This window comes from Pedobacter yonginensis (assembly GCF_003173595.1).
Taxonomy (GTDB): domain Bacteria; phylum Bacteroidota; class Bacteroidia; order Sphingobacteriales; family Sphingobacteriaceae; genus Pedobacter; species Pedobacter yonginense.
In genome coordinates, this window is the sequence record NZ_QGNZ01000002.1 from 675,648 (window position 1) to 691,110 (window position 15,463).

Genomic DNA, 15,463 nt, shown 5'->3' on the forward strand with positions numbered 1-15,463 from the left:
TGGGCTAATTTTCGATAGCGATCATGTTTTCTTCTGTAATTGGAATTATGAAATAAAATTCTGAACCTTCGTTAAGTACACTATTTACACCTATTGTGCCCCCGTGTCTTTTAATAATTTCTGAGCAGATATACAAGCCAATACCCAAGCCATTAAAGCGGTTGCTACTTTCTTCTACTCTGTAAAATTTTTCGAATATTTTTTGTTGTTGTTCAGTATCTATTCCAATTCCAAAATCTTTAACGGCTAGGTACAGTTTACCGTCTTTTATGTTGATGGTAACATTTACTTGGTTGGTTCCTGGTGCATATTTTATTGCATTGGTAATAAAATTGATGACCACTTGCTCGAGGCGGATTTCATCTCCAAAAACCATTTCTTCTGTTTTACCGAGTTTGGTGATTTTGAAGTCGGGAAAATTTTGTTGTAGCATTTCTATGGCATTATTAACCATATTATCTGCACAAAAGGATTGCATGTTAAATTTGAGCTTTCCGCTTTCGATTTTGGAGATGTCGAGTAAATCGACAATTAAATCGTTTAATTTTTCAAGCTGGATGCTAGCCTTGTTTAAATGGTTTTGGGCTGTAACCTTATCATCCTTATTAATGCTTCGCTGAAGCAACTGTATGTATCCCTTAACGCTGGTTAGTGGAGTTTTCAATTCGTGGCTCGCAATGCTGATAAATTCATCCTTTTTATGTTCGGCCTGCTTTCGAAACTCAATTTCTTCTAATAACTTTTCTTGAACTTCGTTTAGCTTTCTGCTTTGGTCATAAATGCGATAGAAGGTTTTTATTTTGAGCAAGAGCACATTAATATCAACAGGCTTAGTGATATAATCTAAGCCCCCGCTTAAGTAACCCTTGGTAATAAATTTGAGTTCGGTATTTACCGCCGATAAAAAAATGATGGCGGTATCTTTTGCTTTACTAAATCCGGAAATGGCTTCTGCAACTTCAAAACCGTCCATTTCTGGCATTTGAACATCAAGAATAATCAGTACGTAGTTATTTTTGAGTACCTTTTTTAGCGCTTCTTCACCAGATGATGCGGTATCAACCTCAAAATTATGTGCTTGGAGTACTTTGGATAAAGAGATTAGGTTTTCAGGCCTATCATCAACTATAAGGATCATGTTTGATAAAACAAATAAGGAGCCGGGATAATTATGTTTGGTACGGAGAAAAATTCTCCTTAACTGTGAACAAACAACAGATGGTTAAAAAAGTTTTAATTTTTACAAATTATTTGAATTAAAGGTGTCGCCTTGCTTAATGTCGCCAGTTTCAAAACCCTTTTTAAACCAATACATTCGCTGCTGGGAAGTTCCATGGGTGAAAGAATCTGGCTGAACATCTCCTGTGGCTTGTTTTTGCAACTTATCATCGCCAATGGCATTTGCTGCGGTTAATGCTTCTTCAATATCGCCTTCATCTAATTTAAAATCTTTTAAGTTTTGCGCATTATGCGCCCAAAGTCCGGCAAAAAAATCGGCTTGAAGCTCCAATTTTACCGATAATCGGTTGTATTCTTTCTCGCTAACCTGCCCGCGTGCCTGATCTAATTTTTCTGAAATGCCCAATAGATTTTGTACATGATGACCCACTTCATGAGCGATTACATAGGCTTGAGCAAAATCCCCTGCGGCGCCAAAACGATTTTTTAATTCATCGTAAAACGACAAATCAATATATACCTTTTGATCTCCAGGACAGTAAAAAGGACCCACGTTAGCGCTGGCATTACCGCAAGCCGTTTGGACAGCTTCTCTAAACAATCTAAGTTTAGGGTATTCGTATTGCTTACCCATTGCTTTGAATTCCTGATCCCAAACTTGTTCTGTGGATTCTAAAACGCCTGAAACAAATTGAGCTTGCGGATCGTTTTGCGGTACCCCCTGCTTAACTTCGGTATTATCCGTTGCCGGGATTTGGCCAACCAATCCACTTAAATCTTTACCAAAAAACAAACCTAAAACGATAACAATCAAGCCAATACCACCGCCAAGAACAGTTTTACCACCGCCCCCGCTTCTGCCGTCTTCTACATTATTACTTCCTTTACCAAACCACTGCATGCTTATATATTTTTTTTAATGAATAACCATCGTCATTGAAAATTGTTAGACTAAAGTATAAATTATTTTTCTGTATTATCGTAGTTTTATTCTTTTGGGTTGTAGCCGTTCAAAATCAAAAGCCCCAAGTTTATACTTGAGGCCTTCGCTATGTTTTTGCATTATGCTAAAACTAAATATTAAAAAAGGCAATTGCCTTTGCAATCCTCGCCTTAGTTTCTTCTACTCCTATTAAAATAGCAATATCAAAAACGCCTGGACCAAACTTTCCACCAACCAACATCACTCTAAATGGAAGCATTAATTCCCCAGGTTTAAATCCTTTTTCTTCGGCCAATGCTTTAAAATTTAACTCTGCGGATGCAGCATCTCTTAAATCAAGATTTTCGGCATAGGTTTCAAAAAACGAGGCCTTCTCTGCCGTCCATTTTGGTTTTACAGAGGCTGCGTCATATTCGGTAGGGGCAGCAAAGAAATATCCACTCTGCGCTACAAAATCTGGCAATAACGTGCAACGATCTTTAATTAAATCAATTATGGTATTCAAAAAAGCATCATCTTGCACTTCAATCGCTGCTTTTTTCAATTCCGCTTTAACTGCGGGAGCCAATCGCTCAACCGTTTGCACTTTTAACCACTCGTGGTTATACCATTTGGCCTTTTCGAAATCGAATTTTGCACCTGCCTTGCTGATTCTGTCAATATCGAATTTTGCCTCCAATTCTGCCAAATTAAAAAGTTCTTGGTCGGTACCATCATTCCATCCCAATAAAGCTAACATATTGATGAAGGCTTCGGGCAAAAATCCCATTTCTTTAAAGCCTTTTGTAACATCCCCTGTTTTTGGATCCGTCCAGTTCATGGCATACACGGGGAAACCTAGTCGGTCGCCATCGCGTTTGCTTAATTTTCCATGCCCATCTGGTTTTAAAATGAGTGGCAAATGCGCCCATTGTGGCATATCGGCTTCCCAACCTAAATATTTCCACAGTAGAATATGAATTGGAGCCGACGGCAACCACTCCTCACCTCTAAAGGCATGACTAATTTCCATCGCCTTATCATCAACCACCACCGCTAAATGATAGGTTGGCATCCCGTCTGCCTTTAGCAATACTTTATCATCAACCTGTGCTGTTTCAAAGCTCACATCACCACGAATTAAATCGTCGAAATGGACGATTTCATCTTCAGGAATTTTGATTCGAATTACATGGGGTGTTTTTGCGGCTAAAAGATCCTCAACCTCGCTAATGGTTAGCGTTAACGAATTGCGCATTTGCATGCGGGTTGCTTGCCCATATTGAAAGTTTGGAATCTCTTTTCGTTTCGCATCTAATTCTTCTGGGGTATCAAAAGCATAATAGGCGTAGCCATCGCTAATGAGTTGCTCGGCGAACTTTCTATAACTTGCTTTGCGCTCGCTTTGACGATATGGGCCATAATTGCCTGGCTGTGCTGGGCTTTCATCGGGTGTAATGCCACACCAATTTAAACAATCTACTATATATTCTTCTGCACCTTCAACAAAGCGGTTTTGATCGGTATCTTCAACACGTAAAACGAAAGTTCCATTGTTTTTCTTTGCAAACAAATAATTAAACAACGCGGTACGAACACCGCCCAAATGCAGGCCACCAGTTGGACTTGGGGCAAATCTTACTCTAACTTTTTTATTCATAATTGGGTTGATGGGCGATTGACGTTTGTTTTTTCCGGTCTTAACGTTTTAACCAAGCGTCGATCGCAAAACGGTACAAAGATATAGTTTTCATCTGTTTTATCGTGTTTTGAACCAAGATGTAGGGCTCATACAATTAAAAATATTGATTGTTAGTTTTGCAGAAAAGAATAATGGTTTTGTGTTTTTTTCGTTTTGTTATTGTATTTTGCCTATTCAAAGCATGAATCCGTACGAAAAGAAACGCCGCTGGAAATTTTTCCTCCTCATTTTCGCCATCCTAATTGGCATTGCCTCAGTATTTTACACCGATTCTTTTGTTAAGAAAATGGAGCGAGAGGAAGCCAACCAATTTCAACTTTGGGTTAAAATACAAGAGCGTTCGATGTTCTTAATGGATAACGACAACTTCACAGAAATTGTAGAGAGTGTGCGAAAAAACACCAAAACACCTGTAATTGTGGTAGATTCTTCTGAACACATCACAACTTACTTTGGATTGGATTCTAATAAAACCAATTATGCTACAGATACAAAACTGGTTTACGATAGCCTTTATTTTGTTCATCAACTTGGTAAAATGAAAGCCCAGCACCGGCCTTTGGACATGAATATTTTGGGAACAAACTATAAGGCCTATTACAAAGACTCTTTTATCCTCACCCAATTGCGCTATTTCCCATACATACAAATGATGGTGATTTTTCTTTTCTTGCTTACCGCCTATGCTGCATTTAGCTCATCAAGAAGGGCAGAGCAAGACCATGTTTGGGTGGGCTTGGCAAAAGAAACTGCCCACCAGTTGGGTACACCAATTTCATCGTTAATGGCTTGGACAGAGCTGATGAAATCTAAATTCGATGCCGAGGATGACCCCTTAATTGCGGAGATGGAGAACGACATTAAACGGCTCGAAATTATTACCGATCGTTTCTCTAAAATTGGTTCAAAACCTATCTTAGAAGATCATACAGTTTATATCGTCATCAGCAATTTTGTTGATTATTTTAAAGTAAGAACGTCAGATAAAGTAAAGTTCAGCATCACCGGAGACGATCAGGTAAGGGCCATGCTCAACATCCCTTTGTTTGATTGGGTGATTGAAAATTTATTGAAAAACGCAGCAAATGCCATAGAAAATGAAGGTTCTATCGCCATCAACATTATCGAAAATTTGGCAAAGGAGCAAGTGTTTATCGATGTAACAGATAGCGGCAAGGGCATTCCAAGATCGAAATTTGATGCCGTTTTTCAACCCGGCTACACCACCAGAAAACGTGGATGGGGTTTAGGCTTATCTTTAACCAAAAGGATTGTTGAAAACTACCACAGCGGAGAAATTTTTGTTAAAGACTCTGAACTGGGTAAGGGTACAACCTTCAGAATAATATTAAAAAGTAGTTTAACATATGAACCGACCACAGCCTAACGATTATCCAACTTGGGGCGAAACCTACATCAGTAAAGTTGATGGAGATATTTTGGAGATTTTAGAAGAACAGGTTTTAAGTATTCCTGCATTGTTCCAATCAAACAAACAAAAAGAAAATTTTGCTTATGCAGAAGGCAAATGGACACTAAAGGAAATGCTAGGCCACATCATCGATTGCGAAAGAATTTTTGTGTATCGCATGACTTGCTTTGCCAGAAATGAACAACAACACCTGCCTGGTTTTGAAGAAGATGATTACGTTACCAATGCTCATTTTCATGAACGCAATTATGAAGATATGATTGAAGAGTTTGCCACCCTGCGTAAAGCGAACCTTTACTTTTTCAAAAGCCTAAACGCAGAGGAGTTAGAAAGAAAAGGCGTGGCATCATCAAGAGAAATTACGGTAAAATCAATTTTATACATTGCAGCAGGTCATATCATACACCATGTTGGAGTGCTAAAAGAGCGTTATGAAGTGGTTTAAAAATTTTACTGTAGATGAGCTCAACAATCGGCCAAAAAACCATTTAGGCGCTTTGCTTGATATTAGGTTTACCGAGATTGGTCAGGATTACATCGTCGGAACCATGCCCGTTGATGAAAGAACCCATCAACCCGCTGGAATTTTACATGGCGGCGCATCTGTTGTGCTGGCCGAAACCTTGGGCAGTATAGCCTCTTATATGTGTATCGATCCTGAAAAATATGTTGCGGTAGGTTTAGAAGTTAACGCCAATCATTTACGCCCAGTTAAAAGCGGCTTAGTTAAAGGGGTTTGTAAGCCCTTACATGTAGGCGCAAAAACACAGGTTTGGGAAATTAAAATTTATGATGAACGTGGAAAAATGAATTGCATTAGTAGGCTTACCGTTGCCATAATTAACAACCCTAACCCCATACTCGCTACTTAATATTGCTACTTGACACTAACACCCGCTATTCATAAGCTTATTAGCCTTTGGAGATTATCCAAAGGGGACGTTGTGTGGCCTCAAGTACCACCAAACTAGAGAGCAGATTTGTATTGAACCGCATAAGAAAATACTGTTTCAGCAAAGTAGCAATTTCCATCAAAAAAAGTTAAAAGCCAACATGTGTAGCCTATACCATTAACCTCGCGGGCCAAATTTATTTTGAACCACCGATGTAGCCAGAGACCAGCAAAGCAGGAATGATTAGTCGCTAAAATCTCGTAGAAGTGTGCGTTTCTGCATTTAGCTATTGATATAAATTTCTTGAAATTCTTGCACAAAAGGCCATGGTACGTGTCTCCACGTACCATCAAGCTTAAAATGATTTCGAAAGTTGTTATGCCCTATACTCCGTTGTTATTGCCTTCTTTTCAATTAAGAATGAGGTTATTAAACCTAAACCACCAAAAATTCCGACAAATCCAAAATAAATGGCCACTGCTTGGCTTTCTTCTCCGTGTGTTAAATCGCCACCGAAAACACCTCTAACCGTAAATAATGCCACCAATAAGCCCAAGCCAATACCAACCATCAAGAGCCCGAATTTTAAGCTCAAATATGGCCTCGGTACCGCAGCGCGGTTTAGTCTAGGGTCAATCCCTCTTTCAATCATTGCCATTTTCTCTTTGTTTGATAAGTATCTGATTCCAAATACCATCGCGAATGCTCCTAAGAACATAGATATGGGTACGAATACACCTTCCATAATTATAATTTTTTAATGTTAATTTTTAAATGAACTGTTTTCTGAGTGTTATGACAACATGCTTTTTAATCAGGTTACATCGAACAGAGAAAATAATCAATAAATAATAAGCGGTTTTCAAATCGCCCAAAAAAAACTTCTCTACCTTTGTGTTATGAACTGGATTATATTAATCATAGCAGGCTTTTTTGAAGTTGGCTTTACAACATGCTTAAAACTTTCAAATAATTTTACAAACGTAAAATGGAGCATAGGTTTTTTAATTTCCATTACATTAAGTTTTATTTTACTTAATAAGGCCTCTCAAACTTTACCTATGGGCACCGCTTATGCCGTATGGACGGGTATTGGAGCCGTTGGTACAGTAATCATCGGCATTGTGTACTTCAACGAACCGGCAACCTTTTGGAGAATTTTTTTCATTTGCACTTTAATAGGCTCTATTGCTGGATTAAAGTTTTTTGCCTCGCATTAATAAAACTCTTTTTTTTGGAGCGCAAAACCTGTGTAAGAAACAAAATCGGTTCCCGTGTTTTGCTTTTACGCTTCGGGCATCGTGCCTCTGCCCTGCAGGGTAACGCTTCACCCGGGGCTATAGGGCAGGCTCCGTTTCATTTTTTGAGGCTATGGAACTCAAAACCTTGATCTTAAACCAGATTGCAGTGAAAAGCCCGCAAGCGAGGCACGAGCGCGGGCTTGCAACGGAAAGCGGGGCTGCAGGCCGCCAAAATGGGCTGTCCATTCATTTTCAAAAACGTTGTAGAGCAAAATTAAGCCGTCAGCACTAACAAAACTCTTTTTTTATGGAGCGCAAAACCTGTGTAAGAAACAAAATCGGTTCCCATGTTTTGCTTTTACGCTTCGGGCATCGTGCCTCTGCCCTGCAGGGTAACGCTCCACCCGGGGCTAATTTGCAGGTTCATTTTCCGTGTTTGATGGGTTTGAAATACAAAGCGTTATTATTAAACCGGATTGCAGTGAAAAGCCCGCAACCCGATTTTTTCGGGGCGGACTTGTAACGGAAAGCCGGGCTATAGGCCGCCATATACCACCATTCGTTCGTTTTCAAAAAAAAAATTAGAAGAAAATTCCAAGCCCAATTGCAAATCCTTTTCTTTCTTGTAACCTCGCAGCTGTTATTGTAGTCTTACCTTAAAATGGAGCAAAAATTTACAGATTTAGAGCTGATCCACCGCGTATTGAACGGCGAACCCGGGCAATATGCCTTGTTGGTGAAAAAGCATCAACGGTTTGTATTTACACTGGCTTTACGTTTTGCAAAAAATAGAGAAGATGCCGAAGAAATTGCGCAAGATTGCTTTGTAAAAGCTTACCGCGCTTTAGGCACATTTAAACAAACGGCAAAGTTTAGCACATGGCTTTATACCATTACCTACACCACGGCCATGACGTTTCTTCGGAAAAAACGGATTGATACGGCATCAATAAATGATGAGGAGACCTTAATTCAGCTCGAAAATCATACATCAAGCTTTAATGCAAATGGTTTTGAAAAACAGGATAGTCATACTTTTTTAAACCAAGCCATAACACTTTTGCCCCCAGATGATGCCACCATAATTACCCTATTTTACCAAGGCGAACAGAGTTTAGAGGAAATTGGCAAAGTTTTACATTTGGAACCCAATACAATAAAGGTAAAATTGCATAGGGCAAGGCTAAGGCTTAAAGAGAAATTACAATACTTATTAAAAGATGAAGTAAAGGAACTACTATGAACACAATAGAACAACAACTTTGGGATTATATTGATGGTCAACTAGAGGGAGAATTGAAAAAATCCATTGAAGACAAAATACATTCTGATCCTCAGGTGAAGCTTCAATACGAGGCATTTTTATCGCTTAACCTTACTTTAAGCAAGTTAGACTTAGAGGAGCCATCGATGTCTTTTATTAGAAATGTAACGGAAGAAATTGCATCAGTACCCGCACCTGTTTCAATGAAAACGAAAGTAGATACCCGCATTATTTACGGTATTGGTGGTTTTTTCGTGGCTTGTATTTTCGGCATATTAGGCTTTTTAGCTTACAATACTAATTTTACCATTCCAAGTTTTAATTTTGACCTCACTTTTGATACTCAAAAAATCATAACGCCTACAACCATAAATATTTTCTTGTTTGTAGATTTAATTCTAGGATTGATTTTTATAGATTACTATTTAAGAAAGCGAAAGTCAAAGTTTCTCATTGATGAACCCGCTGCTTAGTCAAGCTGATGTGCTACTTTGGTCGTGCTATTACACTTTTTCCTCCAAAATACGGAATACACGGAAGAAAATGAAAATCTGAACAAGTCCTACACGCCTCGCTCTTAGGTGCCTTAGGTGTCTCAGATGGTGAAAAAATTTGGAACGCTAAATCAATAAGTATTTGCCAAGGAAACAGGGAAGGCAACGAATGTTATCTTTATTGTTGGGTTAGGTTGTTATTAGAGCGCCTTTTAAACTAGAAAGGGTTGCCTTCTTTCGAGAGCAACCCTTTCCATAAATATGATAAATAAATTAAATTACTTTCACATTAACGGCGTTTAAGCCTTTTTTACCGTTAGCAACTTCGTACTGAACTTTGTCGTTTTCACGGATTTCGTCGATAAGACCTGTTGAATGAACAAAAATTTCGCTATCGCCGTTAGCTGGTACGATAAAGCCAAAACCTTTAGTTACATTGAAGAATTTTACTGTGCCTTCTTGCATTGTATTAAATATTAAAATTAAGTGTGCAAGGTAAGTTTTAATTTTTGAAATCAAAATAAATTTTAACATTTTTTTAACGTTAAAATTTTGTAAATATCAGATTACTAAGGCTTTTTAATTGCCCTTCCTACAATGCTCAATGTAATTTCGCTGTTATGCGGGATACCGAGTGTTGTTCCTGGTATTACGTTAAAAAGGTTTCGAAGGTAAATATCTGCCACGCCATGTATAACTTTTTTTCTCGATTCAACATCTTCCGGTAGCACCCCGTAAGCATTCTGAATCCTGATCACTCCATTATAACCAACAACAGCAGAGCACTGGTAGGCAAAATCTTTATAGGCCCGATCGATTACAATTTTGTATTGCGGATACATGTAGTCGTAGGCTTCCGTTCTTTTTGACAGTTTATCTACCGTGCTGATTTTCTCTACAGTTACAATTTTACTTTTCGGGATAAACTGAACTGGCTTTAATGCAGCAAATGCACTATCGCTATTGGCATTAACTTGCTCCGATCTTTTTTGGATGAACAGCGTATCCTGTTTACTTGTTTTCTGCAATTCAGCCGCCGAAACTTTCAATTTGTTCTTGATATAGCTTTGGGCATAAAAAGTCATGTTCACATCTGATCTGATATCGGCTGCGATTACTTTTCCATCAACCTGTACCCGTTGAAACACCAGACTATCTTTACTAATGTGCTTTACTTTAAAAAATTCTTCGGCAAAGTTATATACATTCCCATGGTCGTATTGGAGATAAAACTTTTGCATAATTTGCTTCTGCGGACTCCAAGCCATCATGGTATCTTCTGCTGCCACCTCAATTATCCAAGAAGGTTTTTGCATAAAACCTTCTTTATTAAAGGAAAGTCCGTCGCTAAAACGCCTTTTCACCTCTTCGTATCGAATGCCCTTTACGGGTGCAAAAGTAAAATCTCTTAAAGTAGCATCTGTACTTTTTGTACGGGTACAGGCGGAAAACAGCAACAACAAAAAGAAGAGCTTTATACTATTATTGATCATTTTATAATTCTAACTCTGCGAAAATAATTATTTAAGCTTAGCGCAATAACATTTATTTCGTCCTTTTGATGAGTAACACGTTGGCTACTTTCCGTTGCCCCTCGTGGTCCCATTTCTTATTATCTGTTGGATAGTTGATTACGCCCCCATCTGGAAAACCATTAATCCATAGTGTGGTAGAACCACCGCCATCAAAATTTAACACCGTTGTACAGCCCAACCAGCTCATTAATTTGGTTAACTCGTGTAAACTCATTCCTGCCGAGTTATCATGTCGCCCATCAACGGTTAATAAAACCACTCTCCCATTAGGTTTAATGCCTAAACAAGTTCTTGGGTGCCGTAAATAGGTAAAACTTGTTGTATCCAGAACTTCGTTTACTGCATTGAAGGTTAGTAAAGGTCCGTTTAACAAAATGTTTTGTTCGGGCAATTTGGTTTCCCAATCGGTAGATTCATCCCATTTCTTCACCCCAAGCTTACCACCTTCGATGACAACCGCAGCTTGTTGATGCCTTGCACGAGCGCCATTTTTATCTAACCTATTCGTATTGATCACTTTACCATTCACTTTAACAAAATCGACTGATCCTCCGTTTTTAACATCAAAGAAATTCCCATTAATGGCTGCAATAGCGGTATCTCTCAACCCAAAATCGCTGGTGGTTATCAGTTCTTTTTCTTCGGCATCAAGCGCGAAAACAGCTTTTCTTCCCGTATTCTTAATTTCTAAAAAAGAAATGTTTTCATTGGCCGCGAATAGATTTTTCTGATTGAAATGATGATGATATAACCGCACTTGTTTAGCAACTCGTGTTTTTTGCCACTTTGTTTTAACTACAGTTAGCGAATCGGAATTTTGGGCAAGGCCTGAAAAGCCACAAAGGCACAGCAACGTTAAGTAGGATATTCTTTTAAACATAGGAGGTGATTTTATTCAATAAAATTAAAAAAAACGGAGCAAACCAACTTAATGATTTGCTCCGCTTTTGTAACATTAAGAAAACACTTATTTCTTTGGATCAAGAATGTTTTTAATTCTGATGTTTAAGTCGTCATAATGTGCTTTGGTAACAGCATCCCCAGCAACTGATCTTGCTTTTGTGGTTGCCAATAACGATTTGAGCTCTGCCCTAACCAATGGTCTAATATCAGAAAGACTAATGTTAATTGGGGTTATTCCATAGCTTGCTGCAGCATCAACAGGAAAACCCGCTGGTAGCTCCGTTTCGGTAGTCATTAAATAAGCCAAGCGTTCTACGTAAGCCCTTTGCAGGTTGCGTTTAAAACCATCGGCTCTGCCTGCAACAAATACCGATTTTTTCAAATCTGTAAATAACTCAGGTAAAGTATAAGCTTTTGCCGACCCGTTTTTCGATTCATTATCCATTAAACGCGCAATTCTAGATGCAGAAAGTAAACTCGACAAAGTATTGGTTTGTACCGATTTAATTCTGTTTAATAAAACGCCGTTATCAAACTTGCCCAGTTGCTCATTGCTAATTAACCACAGTGGAGTGGTAAATAATTGCTGATTAAAGAAAGTTATTGCCTCTTTTTGCTTCGCTTTTGATAAATAGGCGTACACCGGACCCGATTGATCGTAGGTTTTGAAGTTTTCGCTCAAACCACCAACATTGGTGGCAACGTGCCCCATGTAACGGTTATACTGGCCAACAATTTCCGTGTAAATTTCTTTTAAATCGCTGTAGTCCTTACCTTTTTGATATGTCCATTTTTCTACATTTGGTAAAATCCTTTTAAGGTTGGCGATGCCATAAGTGCTTGCCTTCATAGCATTATCGCCCAAATCTTCACTTTGCAAGCGGGGATCTAAGCTCGTGCCCTGGCGACCGTAAAAATATAGTGGGTTGCCTGCATTTTTCAATGTCCATTGATCTAATACTTCCTTCTCTTGCTCAGACGATTTATTGCCAGGAAGCCAGCTGTATCCCCATTTAATTGACCATTTATCGTACTCACCAATTTGAGGGTGAAGTTTAGTTACACCATCTCCAGGCTGAGCAATGTAATTGAAACGGGCGTAATCCATAATGGATGGCGCTGTTCCGTGGGCATCTGTAAATGTTTTAGAGCGAAGTGAATCTACCGGATAGGCATAGCTAGAGCCGAAGTTATGCGGCAAGCCTAAGGTATGCCCAATTTCATGCGACGATACAAAGCGAATTAACTCGCCCATTTGCGGGTCTGTAAATTGTGCCTTACGTACTGCTGGGTTAGTGGCTGCCGTTTGCACGAAATACCAATTGCGCAATAAATTCATCACGTTATGGTACCAGCCAATGTGGGTTTCTAAAATTTGTCCAGTTCTCGGATCGCTAACATGCGGACCGTAAGCATTTGCAATGTCTGAAGCAAAATAACGCACAACAGAGTATCTAGAATCTTCTACACTAAATTGAGGGTCTTGTTGTGGGGTTGGGGCTTCTTTACCAATAATTGCATTTTTGAAACCTGCGGCCTCGAATGCCACTTGCCAATCGTTAATTCCTTGGATTAAATAAGGAACCCATTTTTTCGGTGTGGCCGGATCAATATAAATGATAATCGGTTTTACCGGCTCTACCAATTCGCCTCTTTTGTAGGCGTTTGTATCTTTAGGAACCAAATTCCATCTGTGGATATAAGCCGTACGTTCTGCTTTTTGGGCATTTGTTCCATAATCAATTTGAGATTGACCAAAATAACCCACTCTGCTGTCCATAATTCTGGCTTTTACAGGGTTTTTTGGCAACAATAACATTGAAGTATTAAACTCGAAGGTAACTGCAGCATTGCTGTTATCTGTTGGCGATTCTAATGCACGATAGGTTTTTGCTGTTTTTACCTCAATATTAATTGGGAAAGTTTTTATGGTATCAATATAAGATCGGGTTGCATCAAACATCGTAACCTTATACGCTTTACGAATTTGATCTGTAGCACCAATCGCCATAATGTCGCCGTTGTAGAAATCGGTTACATCAATCACAACTCCGCTTGTGTCTTTATTATAAGCCTTAACTTCAAAGCTTGCCAAAATTTGATCAAGGTTTGAGTTCTTTACAGATTCAAACATATCGCTGTTTGGATCGGCTTTAGTTGCATAACTGGGTACGCGAATAAAAACCTGCTTTCCTCTGCGTTCCCATTTCCAAACTTGCTCATTTAGCTCTTCTCCGCCATATTGTTGGTTGCCAACTTTTACACCAGCCGGAGCTTTTGCCAAACGCGTAACCACCAGCATTTCGCGATTAATCATCGAGTCTGGTATTTCAAAATACCATTTGTCATCTACTTTATGGGTTTTGAAAAGGCCTACCGTTGTCCTTGCCTTCGCGGTTATCACTTCCGAAAAAGGTTTAATGCCTTCTTTCTTTGGCGCTGCTGGTGCAGCCGCCGATTGCACTGGAGCCGTAGTTTTTTTAGTATTGTTTTTGTTTGGCCATTTTTGTGCGTATGCCGTATTTATTCCGGCCACACCAAATGCAACGATACCTGCAAAAGCAAGTATGCTAACTTTTTTATTCATGTGTGTTTATTGGTTTTAGGATAATAAGAGGCCGAAGTTAAGGCCTTGTTACGTTGCGTACAGAATGTAACTATAAAATTACCAGCCATGTGCTAAATTCTTTTTTCGAGCTTTACCACCACGTAGAACACCCGATCATCTCTAAAAACTTCTAATATTACATTTCGCGTGTTGGAAGATTTAAATAGCTCTGTTAAATCATTTAATGTGTAGCCATCAACGGGTTTAAAGTTTACACCAATAATCTCATCTCGCACACAAAGTCCGGCCTTTTCTGCCGGAGAGTTTTCGTCTATCTCACCTATTAAAAAGCGCTTAAATTGTTGCTGATCGAGATAAACCACCATTCCAACCATGTCGTGCTCGAAAGGCAATCGGGCGTATTTATTTGGTTTTAAATAGATAAATTTTTGCTGATAGTTAAATTGAATATCAAATTTCCGAAGCAAATCTGCACCCAAATTTCCGTTGCGTTTAGATAAATCCACTTTATCGGCAATGGTTTTATAATCTGGAAATCCAGCCACCACATCCGTAAAAACTTGGTCGCCGATAGAAACTTGATGAACCCTTGCAATAAAGCCATCAATTTGCCCACTTATGCTCATCCCCAAATTGGCCTTAATCCTCTTTTCTGGAATAGGAACTTCCCCTCCATTAATCATTTCCATAGAAACTGCGTGGCTTGCACCCGTATCCATTAAAAACTTGCCTCTAAACAGGCCGCTATCCTGAATTTGAACATCTGCTGTAATAAATGGCTTAAGATTCTCAATTTCAATTGGAACTTTTTTACCTCGATATTTTATTTTAGAATAGGGATAGGAAAAGATAATTCTATTCTCGCTATAGCGTACATCTACCATAAAACTGTTAAAGAAATTAAACCCAATTAAGCCGTAAACCTTTATGCCTAAATGACCTGATAAATTAAAGAGATCTTCCTTTAAAATAGCGGTTGGAATGTGCTCAATTTTAGCCCGCCCAATGCTTGCATTTATATTTTGAGATACGAAGGCTTCAACAGTTTCTACACCTAAACCAGTTACCTTAATTTTGCGAAGCATGCTAAAATCCAGATCGTCAATAATAGATGGATCGGTTACAATCATAGGCCCTACCCCAGTATCCAAAATAAAATCGTAGGGACCCTTTCCGTTAATAAAAATAGGGATCACAATTAGGTTTTTGATGCTTTTAAATGGCATGGATTGCTTAACCTGATTGCCCGAAAAAAAGAATTCCTGACCCTTTATATGCCCGAAAAACAACAATAAAATTCCTAGGCAAAATGACATTTTGCGATGGCAC

At 38.9% G+C, this 15,463-nt stretch carries 16 protein-coding genes; 7 read left to right on the forward strand and 9 right to left on the reverse strand.

Annotation, left to right across the window (positions count from 1 at the left end; translation table 11 throughout):
* Positions 1-4 precede the first annotated feature (4 nt).
* The 3 genes from DHW03_RS09735 to gltX all read right to left on the reverse strand — a co-directional run bounded on the left by DHW03_RS09735 (position 5) and on the right by gltX (position 3,761).
* On the reverse strand, positions 5-1,138 hold the full coding sequence (locus DHW03_RS09735; protein WP_109925548.1) for a sensor histidine kinase: 1,134 nt from the start codon (positions 1,136-1,138) through the stop codon (positions 5-7).
* Positions 1,139-1,240: 102 nt separating this feature from the next.
* Positions 1,241-2,080 (reverse strand): KPN_02809 family neutral zinc metallopeptidase, encoded by an 840-nt coding sequence (gene ypfJ, locus DHW03_RS09740; protein ID WP_109925549.1) that lies wholly within the window; start codon positions 2,078-2,080, stop codon positions 1,241-1,243.
* Positions 2,081-2,252: 172 nt separating this feature from the next.
* Complete coding sequence (gltX, locus tag DHW03_RS09745) at positions 2,253-3,761, reverse strand: glutamate--tRNA ligase (RefSeq protein ID WP_109925550.1); 1,509 nt, start codon at positions 3,759-3,761, stop codon at positions 2,253-2,255.
* Between the two features lie 223 nt (positions 3,762-3,984).
* Between gltX and DHW03_RS09750 the strand changes: the two genes are divergently transcribed.
* Genes DHW03_RS09750 through DHW03_RS09760 form a run of 3 tightly spaced genes read left to right on the forward strand, consistent with a single transcriptional unit; the run spans position 3,985 to position 6,107 of the window.
* Positions 3,985-5,190: a sensor histidine kinase gene (locus DHW03_RS09750; RefSeq protein WP_109926012.1), complete on the forward strand. Its 1,206-nt coding sequence runs from the start codon at positions 3,985-3,987 to the stop codon at positions 5,188-5,190.
* Positions 5,171-5,680: a DinB family protein gene (locus DHW03_RS09755; RefSeq protein WP_109925551.1), complete on the forward strand. Its 510-nt coding sequence runs from the start codon at positions 5,171-5,173 to the stop codon at positions 5,678-5,680. The genes DHW03_RS09750 and DHW03_RS09755 overlap by 20 nt, the downstream gene beginning before the upstream one ends.
* On the forward strand, positions 5,667-6,107 hold the full coding sequence (locus tag DHW03_RS09760) for a hotdog fold thioesterase (RefSeq protein ID WP_109925552.1): 441 nt from the start codon (positions 5,667-5,669) through the stop codon (positions 6,105-6,107). Before DHW03_RS09755 ends, DHW03_RS09760 begins: the two co-directional genes overlap by 14 nt.
* A 397-nt stretch (positions 6,108-6,504) precedes the next feature.
* Here DHW03_RS09760 and DHW03_RS09765 read toward each other — a convergent pair whose 3' ends face one another.
* Positions 6,505-6,873, reverse strand: a complete 369-nt coding sequence (locus tag DHW03_RS09765; RefSeq protein WP_109925553.1) for a DUF6249 domain-containing protein — start codon at positions 6,871-6,873, stop codon at positions 6,505-6,507.
* Between the two features lie 154 nt (positions 6,874-7,027).
* On the opposite strand from DHW03_RS09765, the gene DHW03_RS09770 reads away from it, so the two are divergent.
* The 4 genes from DHW03_RS09770 (at position 7,028) to DHW03_RS09785 (ending at position 9,106) form a co-directional block, all read left to right on the forward strand.
* Complete coding sequence (locus DHW03_RS09770; protein WP_109925554.1) at positions 7,028-7,348, forward strand: DMT family transporter; 321 nt, start codon at positions 7,028-7,030, stop codon at positions 7,346-7,348.
* 328 nt (positions 7,349-7,676) lie between these two features.
* Positions 7,677-7,892: a hypothetical protein gene (locus tag DHW03_RS19325; protein ID WP_109925555.1), complete on the forward strand. Its 216-nt coding sequence runs from the start codon at positions 7,677-7,679 to the stop codon at positions 7,890-7,892.
* A gap of 138 nt (positions 7,893-8,030) precedes the next feature.
* Positions 8,031-8,612 carry an RNA polymerase sigma factor gene (locus tag DHW03_RS09780; protein ID WP_109925556.1) on the forward strand — a complete coding sequence of 194 codons (582 nt, stop codon included), beginning with the start codon at positions 8,031-8,033 and terminating at the stop codon, positions 8,610-8,612.
* Positions 8,609-9,106, forward strand: a complete 498-nt coding sequence (locus DHW03_RS09785) for an anti-sigma factor (RefSeq protein ID WP_109925557.1) — start codon at positions 8,609-8,611, stop codon at positions 9,104-9,106. The genes DHW03_RS09780 and DHW03_RS09785 overlap by 4 nt, the downstream gene beginning before the upstream one ends.
* Positions 9,107-9,400: 294 nt before the next feature.
* On the opposite strand, the gene DHW03_RS09790 is transcribed toward DHW03_RS09785, so the two are convergent.
* From DHW03_RS09790 to DHW03_RS09810, 5 genes are all read right to left on the reverse strand, one after another.
* On the reverse strand, positions 9,401-9,592 hold the full coding sequence (locus DHW03_RS09790; RefSeq protein ID WP_025141747.1) for a cold-shock protein: 192 nt from the start codon (positions 9,590-9,592) through the stop codon (positions 9,401-9,403).
* A 104-nt stretch (positions 9,593-9,696) separates the two neighbouring features.
* A complete protein-coding gene (locus DHW03_RS09795) occupies positions 9,697-10,620 on the reverse strand; it encodes a hypothetical protein (protein ID WP_109925558.1) in 924 nt (307 codons plus the stop codon).
* A gap of 52 nt (positions 10,621-10,672) precedes the next feature.
* On the reverse strand, positions 10,673-11,542 hold the full coding sequence (locus DHW03_RS09800; RefSeq protein WP_109925559.1) for a phosphodiester glycosidase family protein: 870 nt from the start codon (positions 11,540-11,542) through the stop codon (positions 10,673-10,675).
* Between the two features lie 87 nt (positions 11,543-11,629).
* Positions 11,630-14,152, reverse strand: a complete 2,523-nt coding sequence (locus DHW03_RS09805) for a zinc-dependent metalloprotease (RefSeq protein WP_109925560.1) — start codon at positions 14,150-14,152, stop codon at positions 11,630-11,632.
* 92 nt (positions 14,153-14,244) lie between these two features.
* Positions 14,245-15,450 (reverse strand): aspartyl protease family protein, encoded by a 1,206-nt coding sequence (locus tag DHW03_RS09810; RefSeq protein ID WP_165825401.1) that lies wholly within the window; start codon positions 15,448-15,450, stop codon positions 14,245-14,247.
* Positions 15,451-15,463 lie beyond the last annotated feature (13 nt).